The organism is Massilia sp. SYSU DXS3249, from assembly GCF_053668055.1.
In genome coordinates this window covers 40,563-56,714 of sequence record NZ_JBSIPX010000009.1, presented here as the reverse complement: position 1 = coordinate 56,714, position 16,152 = coordinate 40,563, and the positions used below count along the sequence as shown (strand labels likewise).

At 67.4% G+C, this 16,152-nt stretch carries 15 protein-coding genes; 6 read left to right on the top strand and 9 right to left on the bottom strand.

From position 1 onward, the window contains the following. Positions 1–21 precede the first annotated feature (21 nt). The 3 genes from ACWCIA_RS12400 to ACWCIA_RS12390 form a co-directional block, all read right to left on the bottom strand. Positions 22–492 (bottom strand): chemotaxis protein CheW, encoded by a 471-nt coding sequence (locus tag ACWCIA_RS12400; RefSeq protein ID WP_454163658.1) that lies wholly within the window; start codon positions 490–492, stop codon positions 22–24. Positions 493–588: 96 nt separating this feature from the next. Further along, the gene (locus ACWCIA_RS12395; RefSeq protein ID WP_454163657.1) at positions 589–2,472 is read right to left on the bottom strand and encodes a flagellar assembly protein A; all 1,884 of its coding nucleotides are present in this window, start codon (positions 2,470–2,472) and stop codon (positions 589–591) included. A gap of 210 nt (positions 2,473–2,682) precedes the next feature. Then, positions 2,683–3,105: a hypothetical protein gene (locus ACWCIA_RS12390; protein WP_454163656.1), complete on the bottom strand. Its 423-nt coding sequence runs from the start codon at positions 3,103–3,105 to the stop codon at positions 2,683–2,685. Between the two features lie 281 nt (positions 3,106–3,386). Here ACWCIA_RS12390 and ompR point away from each other — a divergent pair, with 281 nt between their 5' ends. From ompR to ACWCIA_RS12365, 5 genes are all read left to right on the top strand, one after another. Beyond that, on the top strand, positions 3,387–4,088 hold the full coding sequence (gene ompR / locus ACWCIA_RS12385) for an osmolarity response regulator transcription factor OmpR (protein WP_229425647.1): 702 nt from the start codon (positions 3,387–3,389) through the stop codon (positions 4,086–4,088). A 65-nt stretch (positions 4,089–4,153) separates the two neighbouring features. Continuing rightward, positions 4,154–5,479: an ATP-binding protein gene (locus ACWCIA_RS12380; RefSeq protein ID WP_454163654.1), complete on the top strand. Its 1,326-nt coding sequence runs from the start codon at positions 4,154–4,156 to the stop codon at positions 5,477–5,479. 23 nt (positions 5,480–5,502) lie between these two features. Further along, positions 5,503–6,462, top strand: a complete 960-nt coding sequence (locus tag ACWCIA_RS12375; protein ID WP_454163652.1) for a threo-3-hydroxy-L-aspartate ammonia-lyase — start codon at positions 5,503–5,505, stop codon at positions 6,460–6,462. Positions 6,463–6,472: 10 nt separating this feature from the next. Next, entirely contained in the window at positions 6,473–6,856 is a 384-nt protein-coding gene (locus tag ACWCIA_RS12370) for a RidA family protein (RefSeq protein ID WP_454163650.1), read from the top strand. A gap of 159 nt (positions 6,857–7,015) precedes the next feature. Then, complete coding sequence (locus ACWCIA_RS12365) at positions 7,016–7,417, top strand: DUF4124 domain-containing protein (RefSeq protein ID WP_454163648.1); 402 nt, start codon at positions 7,016–7,018, stop codon at positions 7,415–7,417. A 120-nt stretch (positions 7,418–7,537) separates the two neighbouring features. Here ACWCIA_RS12365 and ACWCIA_RS12360 read toward each other — a convergent pair whose 3' ends face one another. The 4 genes from ACWCIA_RS12360 to ACWCIA_RS12345 form a co-directional block, all read right to left on the bottom strand. Further along, positions 7,538–10,480 carry an EAL domain-containing protein gene (locus ACWCIA_RS12360; protein WP_454163646.1) on the bottom strand — a complete coding sequence of 981 codons (2,943 nt, stop codon included), beginning with the start codon at positions 10,478–10,480 and terminating at the stop codon, positions 7,538–7,540. Between the two features lie 97 nt (positions 10,481–10,577). Then, entirely contained in the window at positions 10,578–11,342 is a 765-nt protein-coding gene (locus ACWCIA_RS12355; protein WP_454163644.1) for an N-acyl amino acid synthase FeeM domain-containing protein, read from the bottom strand. Positions 11,343–11,518: 176 nt separating this feature from the next. Next, positions 11,519–12,370, bottom strand: a complete 852-nt coding sequence (locus tag ACWCIA_RS12350; RefSeq protein ID WP_454163642.1) for a PhzF family phenazine biosynthesis protein — start codon at positions 12,368–12,370, stop codon at positions 11,519–11,521. A gap of 269 nt (positions 12,371–12,639) precedes the next feature. Next, a complete protein-coding gene (locus tag ACWCIA_RS12345; protein WP_454163640.1) occupies positions 12,640–13,560 on the bottom strand; it encodes a pirin family protein in 921 nt (306 codons plus the stop codon). A gap of 455 nt (positions 13,561–14,015) precedes the next feature. Here ACWCIA_RS12345 and ACWCIA_RS12340 point away from each other — a divergent pair, with 455 nt between their 5' ends. Continuing rightward, positions 14,016–14,588: a manganese efflux pump MntP gene (locus ACWCIA_RS12340; RefSeq protein ID WP_454163638.1), complete on the top strand. Its 573-nt coding sequence runs from the start codon at positions 14,016–14,018 to the stop codon at positions 14,586–14,588. A 41-nt stretch (positions 14,589–14,629) separates the two neighbouring features. Here the strand turns inward: ACWCIA_RS12340 and ACWCIA_RS12335 are convergent, their stop codons facing one another. Further along, positions 14,630–15,094, bottom strand: a complete 465-nt coding sequence (locus tag ACWCIA_RS12335; protein WP_454163636.1) for a VOC family protein — start codon at positions 15,092–15,094, stop codon at positions 14,630–14,632. 138 nt (positions 15,095–15,232) lie between these two features. Continuing rightward, positions 15,233–16,129, bottom strand: a complete 897-nt coding sequence (locus tag ACWCIA_RS12330; protein ID WP_454163634.1) for a LysR family transcriptional regulator — start codon at positions 16,127–16,129, stop codon at positions 15,233–15,235. Between the last annotated feature and the right edge of the window lie 23 nt (positions 16,130–16,152).

The window sequence follows — 16,152 nt, the reverse complement described above, 5'->3', positions numbered from 1 at the left end:
TGGAGCTGGTTGCTACAAAGGTCACGCCACTTGCCGCGCCCCCTTGTCGATCGACATCAGCCGGTCGATATCCACCAGGATCAGCCGCCGTCCATCGGCCACGCCCAGCCCCACCAGGTAGTCGATGGCGCCGCCGTCGGCGCCGGGAATCGGCGAGATCTGTTCCGGGCGCAGGGTCACCACGTCGGTGATGCCGTCCACCACCATGCCCATCACGCAGGTCGAGAGTTTCAGGATGATCACGTCGGTCATCGGCGTGGTGACCACCGGATGGCCGCAGAAGGCGGCGCGCATGTCGACGATCGGCATGATGACGCCGCGCGACACGGCCACGCCTTCGACAAGCTCGCCGTCGGAGGCGAAACGCTCGAGCGACTTCAGCACGCGCAGCTCCTGCACCTTGCCGAAATCGAGTCCGTATTCGAGGCCGCCCAGCTGGAAGCTGAGGAATTCCTTGCCCACCGGGCGCACTGCCGCTGTGTCCTTGTGCATGATGCTCCTTTCGGTAACAGCCACCATGCTAGGTCTTCGGGCACCTGCACTTGTTGAGTGCAGTCAATATTTCCTTACAACATTACTTCGGCGTCTTCAAGCGCTGTCCCAGCCGTAGCTGCCGTAGGCGCCGGCATAGAGCGGCGTGCCTTCAACGCCCCTCAAGCGCGCCTTCAACTCGCGCGGCGCCAGGCGATGCAGGACCGGCCCATCGGGATCGAAGGCGAGCTGGCGCACCAGGGTGTCGCCGCCCAGCTGGCGCAGCACCAGGCTGCTGGCGCCGGCGCGGGACGCACGCTGCGCCGCGAGGTTCGCGAGCAGGGCCTGGCCCTGCGCCATGTCCCCTTCGAGCGCCTTCCTGGCGGCCGACACTTCGCCGATCCGCTGCAGCTCGGGGGCGACGCCCTGCCCCATCTGGCGGAACTGCTGCGCCTGGGCCGGGCTCAGGGCAGCTTCGCCGCTGCGCACGCGGCCCGCGATCTCGAGGTACTTGCGCAGCGCCGGCTGGACGCACAGCTGGGCCAGTTCGTTCTTGTGGCGGACGATGACTGCTTCCAGCTCCACCAGGCGCGCCTTGACCTGGTCGCGCGCCTCGTCGATGCGGCTGCAATCGGCGCACAGGACATACACCAGCATCTCGCTGGCGTTGCGCGGCATGGCGGTGTCGATCGCGACGCGCACGCCAGCCACCGCGCAGCCTTCGGCCTGGCCGATCGATACCTCTTCGGCCAGGATCTCGCAGTTGATGGCATGCTCGATGCGCACCCGGTTGCCGGACACGATGCAGTTCTCGGCACGGCCCAGGATCACGCTGCCGTCCAGGGCCTGCACCACGGCGTTCGAGGTCACGCCGTCGACCTGGATGTCGCCGCGCCGGTTGTGGGCGCGCCCGCCGACCAGGTTGGCGCGCAGGCGCACCGTGCCGCCGCGCGAAACGATCTCGCCGTAGACGTCGGCGTGGACGGTGATGCCGTTGCCTTCGATGACGCGCTTTTCCTGCACCTCGCCGAATTCCTCGTAGTCGCCGGTGAGCTCCAGGTTGCCCGTGGTCTTGGCGCTGACGCCGTCGCGGCTGACGATCTTGTCGCCGACCGCGATCCGGCCGCTGGCCGACTCCACGTCGAGGTAGCCGGTGCGCGTGGCGACCAGGCAGTCGCCGGCGCTGGTGCGCTCGACACGGGTGCCCTCGCCCGCGTAGGCACTGAAATCGAGGTCGCGCGGCGCGGCGGGCTCGATGCGGATGCCCGACAGCTCGAAACCCGCCTGCCCCGGGCGCGGCGGCAGCTTTTGCAGCAGGCGGGTGCCTGCCTGCACTTGCGGGAAGCGGTTCTGGAAGCGCATCAGGTCGAACTTGCCGTTGGCAAGCTGGCGCGGGGCGTCGCTGCGGTGGATGTCGTCCGAGACCTCGACCACGGCCGCGTCCTCGCCCGGCACCGGCTCCAGGCGGCGCGCCACCACGCTGCGCCCGAGGCCGGGATTCGCCACGCCGGCGCGCACGGCCGCCATGTCGATCCCGAAGCGGATGCCCTTGAGCCACATGTCGGCCACGAACTCGTCGGCGTCCAGGCGCGTCGGGAGCTCGGGCTCGCCGTCGCGGGCGGCCAGGTACACCGGCTCGAAGCAGTATTCGGCCTGGCCGCCGTCGATGCGCACCGACTTGTACAGGGCGCGGCGTCCTTCGTCGAAGGACAGGATGGCGCGCGCCAGGCGCACCACGGGCAGGCCGTCCGGCGCCGGCGGCAGCGCCGGGCCGGTGCCGTAGATGGCCTTGATCAGGACCGGGTAGTCGAGGCCGGCCAGGTAGCTGCCGGCACGCAGCAGGCTGTCGAGCGCCGCCAGCACGGTGGTGCCGAGCACGGCAGGGTCGGCGTAGACGCCGTCCGGGCGCTGTTCGAGACAGTGCTCCGGGCCGCCGCCGGCGAAGCGGGCCGCCGGAACGGAAGGTAGGACGGGTGCAGCAACGGCGGCGGTATCGGACACGTTCGCGCTCCAGGGTAGGCGCCGGCCCCTGGCGGGGTCATGGCGTGCAGCACAGCTGCTGCACCCCTAGCGTAGCATGTTGTCATCAGTAAATAAATAATTGTTAACAACAATCTCACACATTCTCATCCATACGCCGGAAAAAAGACACAAAAAAGCCGGGACGAACCCGGCTTTGGCTGTGGCGATGTGCGTCCGATAAGCGGCCGATTAGCGGCGTTCGCGGTTCGGGTAGATGTCCATCCCGGCCTCGTTGACCTGGCGGCGCAGCTCGCGCCGCTCGTCCGGGGTCAGGCGCCCGCCGCGGCGGCCGCTGTCGCGCGCGCCTTCGTGCTGCATCATCTGCACGGCCTGGCGGCGCTCCTCGCGCTGCTGCTCGACCATGCGCTGATGGTCATATGCCCGCTGCTCGCGCGGCTGCTCGATTTGCGGCGGCACGGCGAGGCGCTCGCCGCGGGCCGATGGTGGAGGCTGGAGCTGGGCGTCGTCGCGGCGGCCATGGTATTGTGCCTGGGCGGCACCGATGCCGGCACAAGCCAGCACGCACACGGCGACACCACGGCGCGCCAGGCGGGCAAGCCGGTGGCCCGATGCCCCGGATGCTGCAATGGTTTTGATGTGCGCGTTTGTCATGGTGTTCCTCTTCCGCGATGCCGGATAAACAGATAAGCTGTACTTCATTGGTGCCCAGTGTATGTGGAACTGCGTCGGGGTATAAGGCTAATTGGGTAAAGTTTGTAACACAATGTAATGCCCCGTCAGTATTCCGAATGTTACGCGCGGAGAGAAGTTACCATAGCGACATGATTCTAACAAACTAACAGCACATGAATACATCTTCCACATCCAATTCGGGCACGAACCTGGGCAATAACGCAACATCGGCGGGTACCGGCGGACATAGCGCGAAGATCATGGTCGTCGACGACGACGTGCGCCTGCGCGACCTGCTGCGGCGCTATCTCACCGAGCAGGGCTTCCAGGTCGTCACGGCCGAAAGCGCGCCGGCGATGAACAAGCTGTGGCTGCGCGAACGCTACGACCTGCTGGTGCTCGATCTCATGCTGCCGGGCGAAGACGGCCTGTCGATCTGCCGCCGCCTGCGCGGCGCCGGCGACCAGACCCCGATCATCATGCTGACCGCGAAGGGCGAAGACGTCGACCGCATCGTCGGCCTCGAGATGGGCGCCGACGACTACCTGCCCAAGCCCTTCAACCCGCGCGAGCTCGTCGCCCGCATCGGCGCCGTCCTGCGCCGCAAGGGCCCGGACGAAATCCCGGGCGCACCGTCGGAGACCCCGCAGACCTTCGAGTTCGGCCAGTTCGTGCTCGACCTGGGCACGCGCACGCTCAAGAAGAACGGCGAAACGGTGCCGCTGACCACCGGCGAATTCTCGGTGCTGAAGGTGTTCGCGCGCCATGCGCGCCAGCCGCTCTCGCGCGAGAAGCTGATGGAACTCGCCCGCGGCCGCGAATACGAAGTCTTCGACCGCTCGCTCGACGTCCAGATCTCGCGCCTGCGCAAGCTCATCGAACCCGATCCATCGAGCCCGCTCTACATCCAGACGGTCTGGGGCCTGGGCTACGTGTTCATCCCTGAAGGACAGCCGCGCTAGTGCTCGCATCGCTTGCAACATCAACCCGGCCCGGCCCGGGCTCGGTTCCCGGCCGTCTGAGCTGGATGCGCAGCGGTCTGTTCTGGCGCACCTTCTTCCTGCTCTCGCTGCTGACCACCCTGTCGATGGGTTCCTGGATCGGCATGCTCAACGTCTTCCAGCGCGGCCCGCAGGTGCAGCAGACGGCCGCCCTGGTAGTCTCCGCGGTCACGCTGACCAAGGCGGCGCTGACCCACTCGGCGCCCGACCTGCGGCGCGAACTGCTGTTCGAACTGGTGTCGAACGAAGGCATCCGCATCTTTGCGCTGGAAGACACCGACCAGGTCGACCCGCCGCCCGCCACACCCCTGATGCCCGAAATCGCGGCGGCCGTGCGCGAAAAGCTCGGCCCGCAGACGCGTTTTTCGAGCCGCGTGAACGGCGTCGCCGGCTTCTACATCAGTTTCAATATCGAGGACGACCAGTACTGGCTGATGCTCGAGCGCGAGCGCCTGGCCGGGCTGACCCGCGTGCAGTGGCTCGGCTGGGCCAGCGTGGTGGGCGTGCTCTCGCTGCTGGGCGCGGCCTTCATCTCGAGCCTGATCAACCTGCCGCTGGCGCGCCTGACGGCCGCCGCGCGCGTGATCGCCAAGGGGGAGCGCCCCGCTCCCCTGCCCGAAAAAGGCTCGCAGGAGATCATCGAGGCGAACCGCAGCTTCAACCAGATGGTCGACGACCTGGCGCAGGTGGAAAAGGACCGCGCCGTGATCCTGGCCGGCATCTCGCACGACCTGCGCACGCCGCTGGCGCGCATGCAGCTCGAACTGGAGATGGCCAACCTGTCGACCGACGCCAGGGAAGGCATGCAGTCCGACATCGCCCAGATGGACGCGATCATCGGCCAGTTCCTCGACTACGCCAAGCCGACCGAGGCCGCAACCTTCGTGCCGGTCGACCTCTCAAGCCTGCTGCACGACTGCGCGATGCACGCCACGCGCCTGCCGAACGTGCGGGTGGCAACCAGCATCGAGGACGGGGTGCGCGTGATGGGCAACGAGATCGACCTGCGCCGCGTGATCAACAACCTGGTCGAGAACGCACGCCGCTATGCGCGCACGCCGGGTACCGACATCGTCGAGATCGACTTCGCCTGCCAGGTACGCGCCACGCCCCAGGGCCGGCGCGCCGTCGTCGTGATCGCCGACCACGGCCCCGGCGTGCCGGAAGACCAGATCAACCAGTTGCTTAAACCCTTCACGCGCCTGGACACGGCGCGCGGCCAGGCCAACGGCGCCGGTCTCGGCCTGGCCATCGTCGAGCGCGTGGTCAGCCGCCACAATGCCGACCTGGCCGTGCACAACCGCGAAGGCGGCGGCCTGCTGGTGCAGCTGGCGCTGCCGCTGGCTTCCTGATTTTTCTTTTTCCTTTTCGTCCCATGACCGCTCCCCTGCAATTCAACGATGTCGAACAGGCCGCCGCCCGCCTCGAAGGCGCCGCCCACCGCACGCCGGTGCTGACCTCGACCACCGCCAACGCGCGTACCGGCGCCCAGCTCTTCTTCAAGTGCGAGAACTACCAGCGCATGGGCGCCTTCAAGTTCCGCGGCGCCTTCAATGCCATCGCGCGCTTTACCGATGCCCAGCGCGCGGCCGGCGTGCTGACCTTCTCGTCCGGGAACCACGCGCAGGCGATCGCCCTGTCGGCGCGCCTGGCCGGCATCCGCGCCACCATCATCATGCCGCAGGACGCCCCCGCGCTGAAGGTGCAGGCAACGAAGGAATACGGCGGCGAGGTGATCTTCTACGACCGCTATACCGAGAACCGCGAAGAGATCGCGCGCCGGCTGGCGGAAGAACGCGGCATGACCCTGATCCCGCCCTACGACCACCCGGACGTCATCTGCGGCCAGGGCACGGCGGCGCTGGAACTGTTCCAGGACGTGGGCCCGCTCGACGTGCTGCTGGTGCCGCTGGGCGGCGGCGGCCTGCTGGCCGGCAGCGCCCTGGCCGCATCCGGCCTGGCGCCCGATTGCAAGGTGATCGGCGTCGAGCCGGAAGCCGGCGACGACGGCCGCCAGTCGCTGCGCAAGGGTGAGATCGTCCACATCGGCGTGCCGAAGACCATTGCCGACGGCGCCATGGTCACCCACGTGGGCGAGCACAATTTCGAGGTCATCCGGCGCCGCGTCGACGACATCGTCACCGTGAGCGACGCCCAGCTGGTCGACACCATGAAGTTCTACGCCGAGCGCATGAAGATGATGGTCGAGCCGACCGGCTGCCTGGGCGCGGCGGCCGCGCTGCACGGCGCTTATCCGGTAGCGGGCAAGCGCGTCGGCATCCTGATCAGCGGCGGCAACGTCGACCTGTCGCGCTTCGCCGCGCTCGTGGCGTAATGAGGTCGTAATGGAGCTCATCGACTCGAACGAGCTGCCGGCGCCCGCCGGGCATTATTCGCAGGCGGTCGCCAGCGGTTCGCTGGTCTTCCTGTCGGGCATCCTGCCGGCACGCGGCAGCGTGGAGCCGGACGCGGGCTTCGCGGCCCAGTGCGCGTCCGTCTTCGCGCAGTGCGAGAAAGTGCTGCGCGCGGCCGGCTGCGGCTTCGACGACGTGGTCCAGTGCACGGCCTACATCGTCGGCGTGGAGAACTGGCCGGCGTTTAACGAGGTGTATGCCGGCGTGTTCGGCAAGCACAAGCCGGCGCGCGCGGTGGTGCCGGTGCCGGGGCTGCATTACGGCTTCCTGGTCGAGGTGCAGCTGGTGGCGGAGCGGCCGGGGCCGGAGTTTTAGCTTTTACGGCTGGGCGACGGTTCCTGACTCCACGCGTTTTGAAACGCCGAGCTAACCCATCCGTGGTTTTTTTGACAATGTTTATGCACCGTGTGTCAGCGAACAGAGTGAGGCGGTCTCGGCCGGGACAATGGCTCCATCGTATTGATGGAGGTGACCATGAAGCGCCTAGCCTCTCGCTTGACTCTTTCCCTGGCGGTCCTCGCCGCCGCGCCTGCCGCCCTGGCGGGCTCCGAAGTATTGAAGTGCGTCGATAACGCCGGCCACGTCACGCTGACCGACCAGCCCTGTGAAGCCGGTGCCCGCGCGACGCGCCTGGTGAGCGCCGCCGAAGCGGACACCCCGACTGCCGACCAGTCCGCCGCCCAGCCGGCAGCCGTGCCCGTGACGCGCTACGAGGCACCGCCCGCGATGGTGCGCCAGCAGGACTGGCGCCCGCGCATGCCGAATCGCGACCGTCCCCTCGCACGCGATGTCGCGACCCTGAAAGCCGCCCGCGCCCAGCTGCTGCTGATCGACGCCGACCGCCACCCGCGGCCGACGCTGGCGACGATCCAGTAAGGGTCTTCGTAGGGTGGACGGGTCTCCCGTCCACGCGTTCAACGCACGTGTGCCATCCGAATCGCGAATCTCCATAGGGTGGTTGAACGCGTGGACGGCATAGCCGTCCACCCTACGGTTTCAGTGAAACCGCGCAATCCCCTGCAAATCCAGCGCGGCTCCATGCCCCAGGGTCGGCAGCAATTCCAGCAGATGCTTGTCCTGGATGAAGCTGGCCGACGACGGCGCCGTCAGCATGCGCTCCGGCGGCTGCGAGCGCGCCACGGCCCAGCCCTGCACGTAGTCGACGCCGATCTCGGCAAGCGTCTGCACGGTGGCGGCATCCTCGGCCCATTCGGCGATGGTCTTCATGCCCAGATTCACCGCAAGGCTGACGATGGCTTCGACGATGGCCACGTTGGCCGGGTGGGCGTTAATGTTGACGATGAAGTTGCCGTCGATCTTGAGCACGTCGGCGGGGAGTTCCTTCAGGTAGGAGAAGGAGGTGTAGCCGGCGCCGAAGTCGTCGAGCGCGACCTTGACGCCGAAGTTGCGCACCTGGTCGATGAAGCGGCGCGTGTTGTCGAGGTCGTGCAGGGCCACGCTTTCGGTGATCTCCATGCACAGGCGACTGGCCACGTGCACGTGGCGCGCCAGGATCTCGAGCGTGTCGGCCACGAAGCGTTCGTCGTTGAGCGAGGCGCCCGACAGGTTCATGCACACGAAGCGGGTGTTCGGCAGGCGCGTGATGTTCTCGGCGATCCAGCCCAGCGTGGTGCTCAGCACCCAGCGGTCGATCACCCCTGCCCGGCCGCTCTTCTCGGCCGCGCCGATCAGCGGGCCGGCCGGCATGATGCGCCCGTCCGGGCCGCGCATGCGCAGCAGCACCTCGAAATTGAGCGACTCGTGCGGCGTCTTCAGGGACATGATCGGCTGCATCTCGATGAACAGCCCGTCGGTGGCGCTCGGGCCCTGCAGCTTGGCGACCAGGTTCAGTTCGGCTTCGCGCTCGTGGAAGGCCGAGGCGTTGCGCTCGTAGATCACCAGGCCGTCGCTCGACTCCTTGGCTTCGCGGCAGGCGCGGTCGGCGGTCGAGATGACGTCGCGCATCGGCATGCCGGTCGACACTTCGATCAGGCCGATCGAGCCGCGCACGTGGAAGGCCTTGTCGCCGACCCGGTAGGCGACGTTGCCGATGCGCTCGACGATGCCGCGGCAGATCAGCGAGGCCAGCGGGATCGAGGTGTCGGGCATGACGATGACGAATTCGTCGCCGCCGACCCGCCCCAGGCGCTGGGCGCCGGTCAGGGTCATGGCGATGCGCTCGCAGACCTGTTTGAGCACCTCGTCGCCGGCCGAGTGGCCGAACAGGTCGTTGATCAGCTTGAAGCGGTCGAGGTCGATGTAGGCCAGCGCCATCGGCTTGCCCGCGGTGAGCGACACCGCCGCCTCTTCGAACATCTTTTCGATGCCGCGCCGGTTGAACACTTTCGTCAGCGGGTCGTTGTCGGCCATGAAGCGCAGCTGCTCGGTGGCCTTGACCTTTTCGGTGATGTCCTCGAGCACGCCTTCGATGAGGCCGTGGGCGAGCGTGGCGCGCACCAGGAAGCGGCGTCCGCCGTCATGATGCACCAGGTCGAGCTCCACGCTGGATTGCACGTGCATCTGCTCGCGCAGCTGGCGCCAGCTGGCGTCGTCGAAAAACTGCTGCCAGCGGGTCTGGCCGGGCACCAGGGCCTCGATGCCCAGCATCCGGCACAGCGCCGGGTTGACCGACAGGAAGCAGCCATTCAGGTCGAGCGTGAACAGCCCGACCGGCATCGCCTCGTAGGCGCGCTCAAGCTTGCGCTGGGCCTCCTCGCGTTTTTCGGTCTCGACGCGCATCTGCTCGGCCACTGCCAGCGCCGCCAGCAGGCTCGATGCGAGGGCGGCGGTAACGCTGTTGATGAAGCCGACCACTTCGCGCGCACCAAGCGCCGCCGAGACGATTTCGACCAGCGTGGCGAGCACGGTCAGGGCAAACGAAGCCGCGAACCAGGTCGCCACGCGGTCGCGCGACGCGGCGATGACCTTGAACAGGCCGCCCGTCATGAACAGCAGGTAGACGGCGCAGATCCCCCACAGGATAGGCAGGTAGACATGGTAAGGCAGCAGCACCGAGGCCGCCAGCAGCGGCAGGCACAGCCACTGCATGACGCGCATCGGGGCGGCATAGCGCGTGCCCTCGAGGCCGGGGCGCAGCAGGTTGTGGTACAGGACCAGGGTGGCGATGCCAAACAGGGTCAGCGTCACCGAGCGCGACAGCATCAGCCAGTCGGCGGGCACCGTTTGCCCCAACCACTGGATGTCCCAGCCGGCCGACAGCGCGGCGACCCGCAGGTTCAGAATCAGCCATCCCGAAAACAGCACGTACAGCGGCTGGCGGTTGATCAGCGCGGTCAGCAGGACGAACAGCGCGAGCACGATCATGCCGCCGTCGAGCAGGCCGGACTTGCGGTGGTACTGTTCCACCGACAAAGCATACTGTTCCGGCTGCCATTGCACCACGCTCACGCGCGCCGGGCCGGAGAAGGTGCCGCTGCACAGCATCTGCGCCGGCAGGCGCGCCATGTTCAGCGCAAAGCCGGCCTTGGCGGCACTGATCGCTCCGCCGTCATGGCCGCGGCTGGCTTCGCCCAGCGGACGCAGCGAGGCCGCGTCCCAGCACCTGATCGCGAGCGCATGGCGCGAGGGGAATTCGATGACGCCCTGCCCGGCCGCGCCGGGCGCCGGCGCGAAGCTGAACCAGATCGGGTGGCTGCTGAGGTTGGTGTCGAAACTGGCGGCCGCCGGCTGGCCGGCGAGGCGGGCCAGTACCTGGGCGGGAACGGGCGAGACGCCCGCCTCCTGCACGAGGAAGCGCGCGGAGACCGGCTCAGGCTCGCTGACCTTGTATTGGTTGTGCCAGAACAACAGCGCAACGAGGGAGAAGGCCCCGATCCCGATCGGGATCAGGTAATACGCGAACACCCGCAGCAGACGTTCGAGGGCCGCGTTGGCCGCCGACGTAAGAGATCTGTGCTGGTGAACGGTAGTATTTGGCATAAGCGGTATCGAGCGAACTGCAGCGCCGCGATATTCACCGCAGCCTGATCAGGCGCAAGGATACAGCTTTAGCGTGATACCGTCATGCAATATCTATTTATGCAAGGGCCATTTCGCGCATGTTGAAGGCAGGCGTTGCGGCCGGGGCACGCTGCGGGGCGCGCGCTGCACCAAAAAGCAACTCAGCCTTGCGCCCGACGTCGATGTCCGGATGGTGCGTTTCGCGGAAGAATTTGAGCAGCGGATGGCCCGCTGCGCGCCAGCGTGCTTCGCCGGTGGCGATTTCGAAGGCCATCACACGGTGCGGAATATTGCCGATGTGACGCATCGGCACCAGTTCCTGGTCACCAAACACATCGGTGAACATCAGCTGCTCGTACTGGCGGTCGACCGGGGTGCGTCCGGTGATGACGGCATAGTCGATGCCGTTGTTCTCGAAGTACTCGAAAAACGCCTTGACCAGCGCGACCTTGACCATCTGGCCCATCCGCCCCTGGCTCACGCCCAGGCGCTCGACTTCGCCGAGGCGGCGTCCCTGCAGCCACTGGGGCAGCACCACCGATTCCTCGATGTGCAGCGGATGGTGGATGTTGGTGCGAATACGGGCCGTGCCCAGCGAGGTGCCGTCGAGCTTGGATTCGGCGAGCAGGACGATGGTTTCGCTCTCGTAATCGGCTTCCTCCGGCAACTCCAGCGAGCGGGCGAAGTCGGGAACATGGCGGGCATAGGCTGCCTGGCGGATCGCGACCGCCTTCTTCAGGCTCTCTTCGCTGTCGACACGGCGGATGGTGAACGGCAGGCGCTCCGTGGCCATGTCGGGACGCGAAGCAGCGGAGAAGAACGAAGGGGTACGCATTTCCATGGCGGCGGTATTCCTTGAATTGATATTAGTGAAACGACTTTGATGTTGACTATTATCAATGTTCTAAAAGAAAGTTAAACGCCGAGAAAGAGTGTTTCTTACCCTCAATTCTTGAGTTTCGAACGCTCGTTCGATGAATTTAGGCAAGGCGACGCATGGCGCCGCCCGCGTGCTTGCTACATGGGGCGCGCCGTGCCCGACACCCGGATCGATCCGCCCTTGTCGGGTCCGATCTCGGCATGCAGGCGCGAACGCATGCCCATGTCCTCGCCCTGCACGACGTCGATCGCGCCGCCGTGCGGCCAGCCCAGGTCGCGCAGATAGCCGGCCAAGGCCGCCGTACCGGCGCCGGTGGCCGGGTCTTCGTAGACGCCGCCCGCAGCGAAGGGGTTACGGGTATGGAACAGCGTCGGGGTTTCCGCCCAAGCCAGCACCACGGTCACGATGCCCAGTTCGCGCATGAAGGTACGCCCGGGGTCAAGCTCGTAGCGCATCGCCGCCAGCAACTCCCGGCTGCGCAACGCCAGCACCAGGTGCGGCGCTCCGCCCTCGGCCAGGGCGGGCGGGATGCGCGGATCGAGGTCTTCCTGGCGGTAGCCGAACAGGGCCAGCGCGCGTTCGACGGCGGGCGCCGGCGCAGGGCGGCTCGCGGTCGGCGGCGACTGCAGCGCGGCCGATACCAGGCTTGTGCCGTCGGGGCCGCTCGTATGCCGCCCTTCCACTGTGATGGCGGCATCGTTCAGCGCCAGCGCATAGGTGCCGTCGCCATGGCCGGCGGCCAGCGCCGCGCCGAGGGCGATGGTGGCGTGGCCGCAGAAAGGCACCTCGGCTTCCGGCGAGAAATAGCGCACGCGCCAGGCATCGCCCTGGGGTGCGGCGAAGGCCGTTTCCGAATAGCCGATCTCGTGGGCGACGCGCTGCATCTCCGCCGCTTCCGGCAGGGCCGTGCCGATCCAGACTCCGGCCGGGTTGCCCCCTTGCGCGCCATCGGAAAAGGCGGCGATGCGCTGGACCTGATCGGCGTTCATGGGCGCACCATCGAGTGGGTCGCAGGACGCTGGAACGGGGTTTGCAAACCCTTCGAAGCTCGGGTTTTTACAATTTCCATGTGGAAATAATTTAGTTGTTTGGATGGCATGGATAATTCGAATTAACGTTGTTTTCCGGTCAATCTTGACATCGGGGTATCAGGGCCGAAAATGTGGCTGGATTGCTATCGACATACTTGCGCCGGGCGCGTGCAGGCAAGCCGGGCGACGCAGGAGCGCTGCCCGGCCGCCGGCGATGTGGCGCCGGGTCAGGGGTAGCGCACCGGCCTGCCCTTCTGCTCGGGCAGCGGAATGAATTCGGTTTCACCCGGCACCCGGGGGAAGGCGCCGGCCTGCCAGTCGCGTTTGGCCTGCTCGATGCGTTCCTCGGAACTGGCGACGAAATTCCACGACAGGTAGCGCGGGCCGTCCATCGGTTCGCCGCCCAGCAGCATCAGGCGCGTCTCGCCTGGTCCGGGCGCGGCCAGCACCACTTCCACCCCGGGTTTCAGCACGACCAGCTGGCCGGCGTCGAACACGCCGTCGCGCCCGAGGTCGAGGCGGCCGGCGACGACGTACAGCGCCTGTTCCGCATACTCGGCCGGCATGGCGATGCGCGAACCCGGCGCAAGGCGCAGGTCCACGTAGAACATGTCCAGCAAGGTCTCGACCGGGGCGCGCTTGCCCCAGTAGCTGCCGGCCACCACGCGCGCATGCACGCCCTCGCCTTCGATCACGGGCAAGGCGCCGGCGTCGAGGTGGGCGAAGGCGGGATCGGTTTCCTCGTGGCGGCTCGGGAGCGCCACCCAGCATTGCAGGCCGAACAGGTTGGAGGCGCCCTGGCGCAGGGCGGCGTCGGTGCGTTCGGAGTGGACGATGCCCTTGCCGGCCGTCATCCAGTTGACCTCGCCGGGCCGGATCGCCTGCACGCTGCCGACGCTGTCGCGGTGCAGGATCTCGCCGTCGAACAGGTAAGTGACGGTGGCCAGGCAGACGTGCGGATGGGGGCGCACGTCGAGGCCGGTGCCGGCGTCGAACACGTGCGGGCCCATCTGGTCGAGGAAGACGAAGGGGCCGACCATGCGGCGCTCGCGGCTCGGCAGCGCGCGCCTTACCTTGAAGCCGTCGCCCAGGTCGTGGGTGGGGGGCACGATCACGGTCTCGATTGCGCTGATGTCGTCTGGTTCCAAACTGTCCTCCTTCGGTGATCGATGGGTTGCTTGCTGCCGGGCCTGCGCGCGAGGGTGCCGGGGGGTGCGACGGCTGCGCACCGCCAGACCTTACGGTTGCGGCCGAGGCCGCCGTCCAAGGCCGTGGTTCAGGTCAGTTTCAGTCTACGTGGCGTGCGTTTGTTATGCAAATGCTCACGTGCGCGGGCAGGCGCCCCGGGTCTTATTGCTGAGCTCCCCGACCGCTCGGTTATAATGGGACTTCCATTGGGGAGTAGCCTGCTTCCGCACATGCATCTTCCGCACTCAGATGCTTGCGAGAAGTTCCCGTATCAACATACTCGGCGCGCGCCTGCGTGCCGTGGTGCGGGCAGCCGTCCGGTTGGCAAGACCTTTGGCATGCACGCGCGCAACCGGGCCGCGCGGGCCTGCCTCTGCGTTCGCCCGGCCACCCCGACACACCAACACAGCGCGCCATGAACTTCTTCGCCACCGCTTCGCTCGCCCTCGCCATGTCCACCGACGCCTTCGCCGCCGCCGTCGGCAAGGGCGCCGCCCTGCAGCGGCCGCACTGGCGCGAGGCCTTGCGCACCGGCGCCATCTTCGGCGTCATCGAAGGGCTCACGCCCCTGCTCGGCTGGGCGCTCGGGAATGCGGCGGCGCCCTACGTCGAAGCCTGGGACCACTGGATCGCCTTCGTGCTGCTGGGCGTGCTCGGCCTGCGCATGATCCGCGAAGGCTGCAGCGCGCCTGAAGCCGAGGAAGACCGGCCGAACAGCCACTCCTTCCTGCGCCTGGCGCTGACCGGCATGGCGACCAGCATCGACGCGCTGATCGTCGGCGCCGGCCTGGCCTTCATCGACGCCAACATCCTGGTCACGGCGGCCGCGATCGGCTTCGCCACCTTCGTCATGGTCACCCTGGGCGTGATGCTGGGACGCGGCCTGGGCGCGCTCGTGGGCAAGCGCGCCGAACTGGTCGGCGGCATCGTCCTGATCGCGATCGGCAGCCTGATCCTCTACGATCACCTGGGGCTGGCGGCAGCGTAACAGCCGGCGGCGTTGATGCCGCCTGCTTCGTTACTTTCGTTTTAAGCGCATTCGCGCTTCATCGCCTCTTCCATCTCCTCCGGCGACACGTCGCGGATATGCGTGGCCAGCGACCAGCGGTGGCCGAAGGGGTCGTCGAGCTGGCCGTAGCGGTCGCCCCAGAACATGTCGGCCAATTCCATGCGCACGGTGGCGCCGGCGGCCTTGGCACTGGCCCACAGCTCGTCCACGTTCGGCACCGACAGGTGGATCGTCACCGGCGAGCCTTTCAGGGACAGCGGGCCGAAGGAGCCGTAGTCGGGGAATTCGTCGGCCAGGAACAGGGGCGAGTCGCCGATGCGCAGCATGGCGTGGCCTACCTTGCCGTCGGGCATGGGAGAGCGCATGACTTCCACCGCGCCGAAGGCCTTCTTGTAGAACTCGATCGCCTCGTGGCAGTTTGCGCAGACCAGGTGCGGGGTGATGGTGTGCATGCCCTCTTCGACTGGCTTGACTTCTGAACTCATGACGCTTTCCTTTCAGGATGTGTTGGACGGGTTGCCGGCGCGGCGCGCCCTGTTATCGATTTGTACTGCTTTATTGAGCGTAGCGTTCGCCAGAAGTTCGCGCAACCAATGTCGATGCTGCGCCGCGCCAAGGCGCCCTTACTCTTCCAGCCGTGACGCGAGCTCGCGCGCCAGGAAATCGACCAGCGCCCCTACCCGCGGCGCCAGCGCTCCCTGCCTGTAGAACACGGCCCAGATCGGCTGCGACCACGGCAGGGCCGCGTCGGGCAACACCGGCACCAGGCGCCCGGCGGCGATGTCTTCGCGCGTCATGAAGCTCGAGAGCGAAGCGATGCCGGCCCCGGCCAGCGCCAGGTGGCGCACCGTTTCGCCGCTCGAGGCCGTCACGGCGGGCGCGACGGTGTAGCCCTCGCCTCCCGCGTGCTGGAGCGGCCAGGTATTGAGCGAGGCCGGCGCCGAAAAGCCCAGCAGGCGGTGCCCGGCCAGATCGATCACGCTGGCAGGGGTGCCGTGGCGCGCCAGGTATTCGGGCGCGGCCAGCACCCGCACCCGGCTGCTGCCGAGGCGGCGTGCGTTCAGCGTCGAATCCGGCAGGTTGCCGATGCGGATCGCCAGGTCGGCGCGCTCTTCGATCAGGTCGACGACGGTTTCGCCGCTCGTCAGTTCCAGCTGCACCAGCGGATAGGCGTCGAGGAAGGCCGGCACCAGCGGCGCGAGCAGGTGGTCGAAAGCGGGCGTCGCCGCGTTCACGCGCACCAGGCCCGCGGGCTGGGAACGGCGCGCGGCGGCTTCGGCTTCCGTGTTGGCCAGGTCGGCCAGCAGGGCGCGCGCCCGCGCCAGGAACCAGGCGCCTTCGTCGGTCAGGTGCAGGCGGCGCGTGGTGCGCAGCAGCAGCGTCAGGCCGAGGTGCTTTTCCAGCCGCGCGATGGTGCGCGAGACGCCCGAAGGCGTTTGCCCCAGGCGCTCGGCGGCGCCGGAAAAGGAGCCTGCATCCATGACGGCGGAAAAGGCAATCAAGGCCTCGACATCGATCATTCGTGACTCCGAGTCAAAAGTGT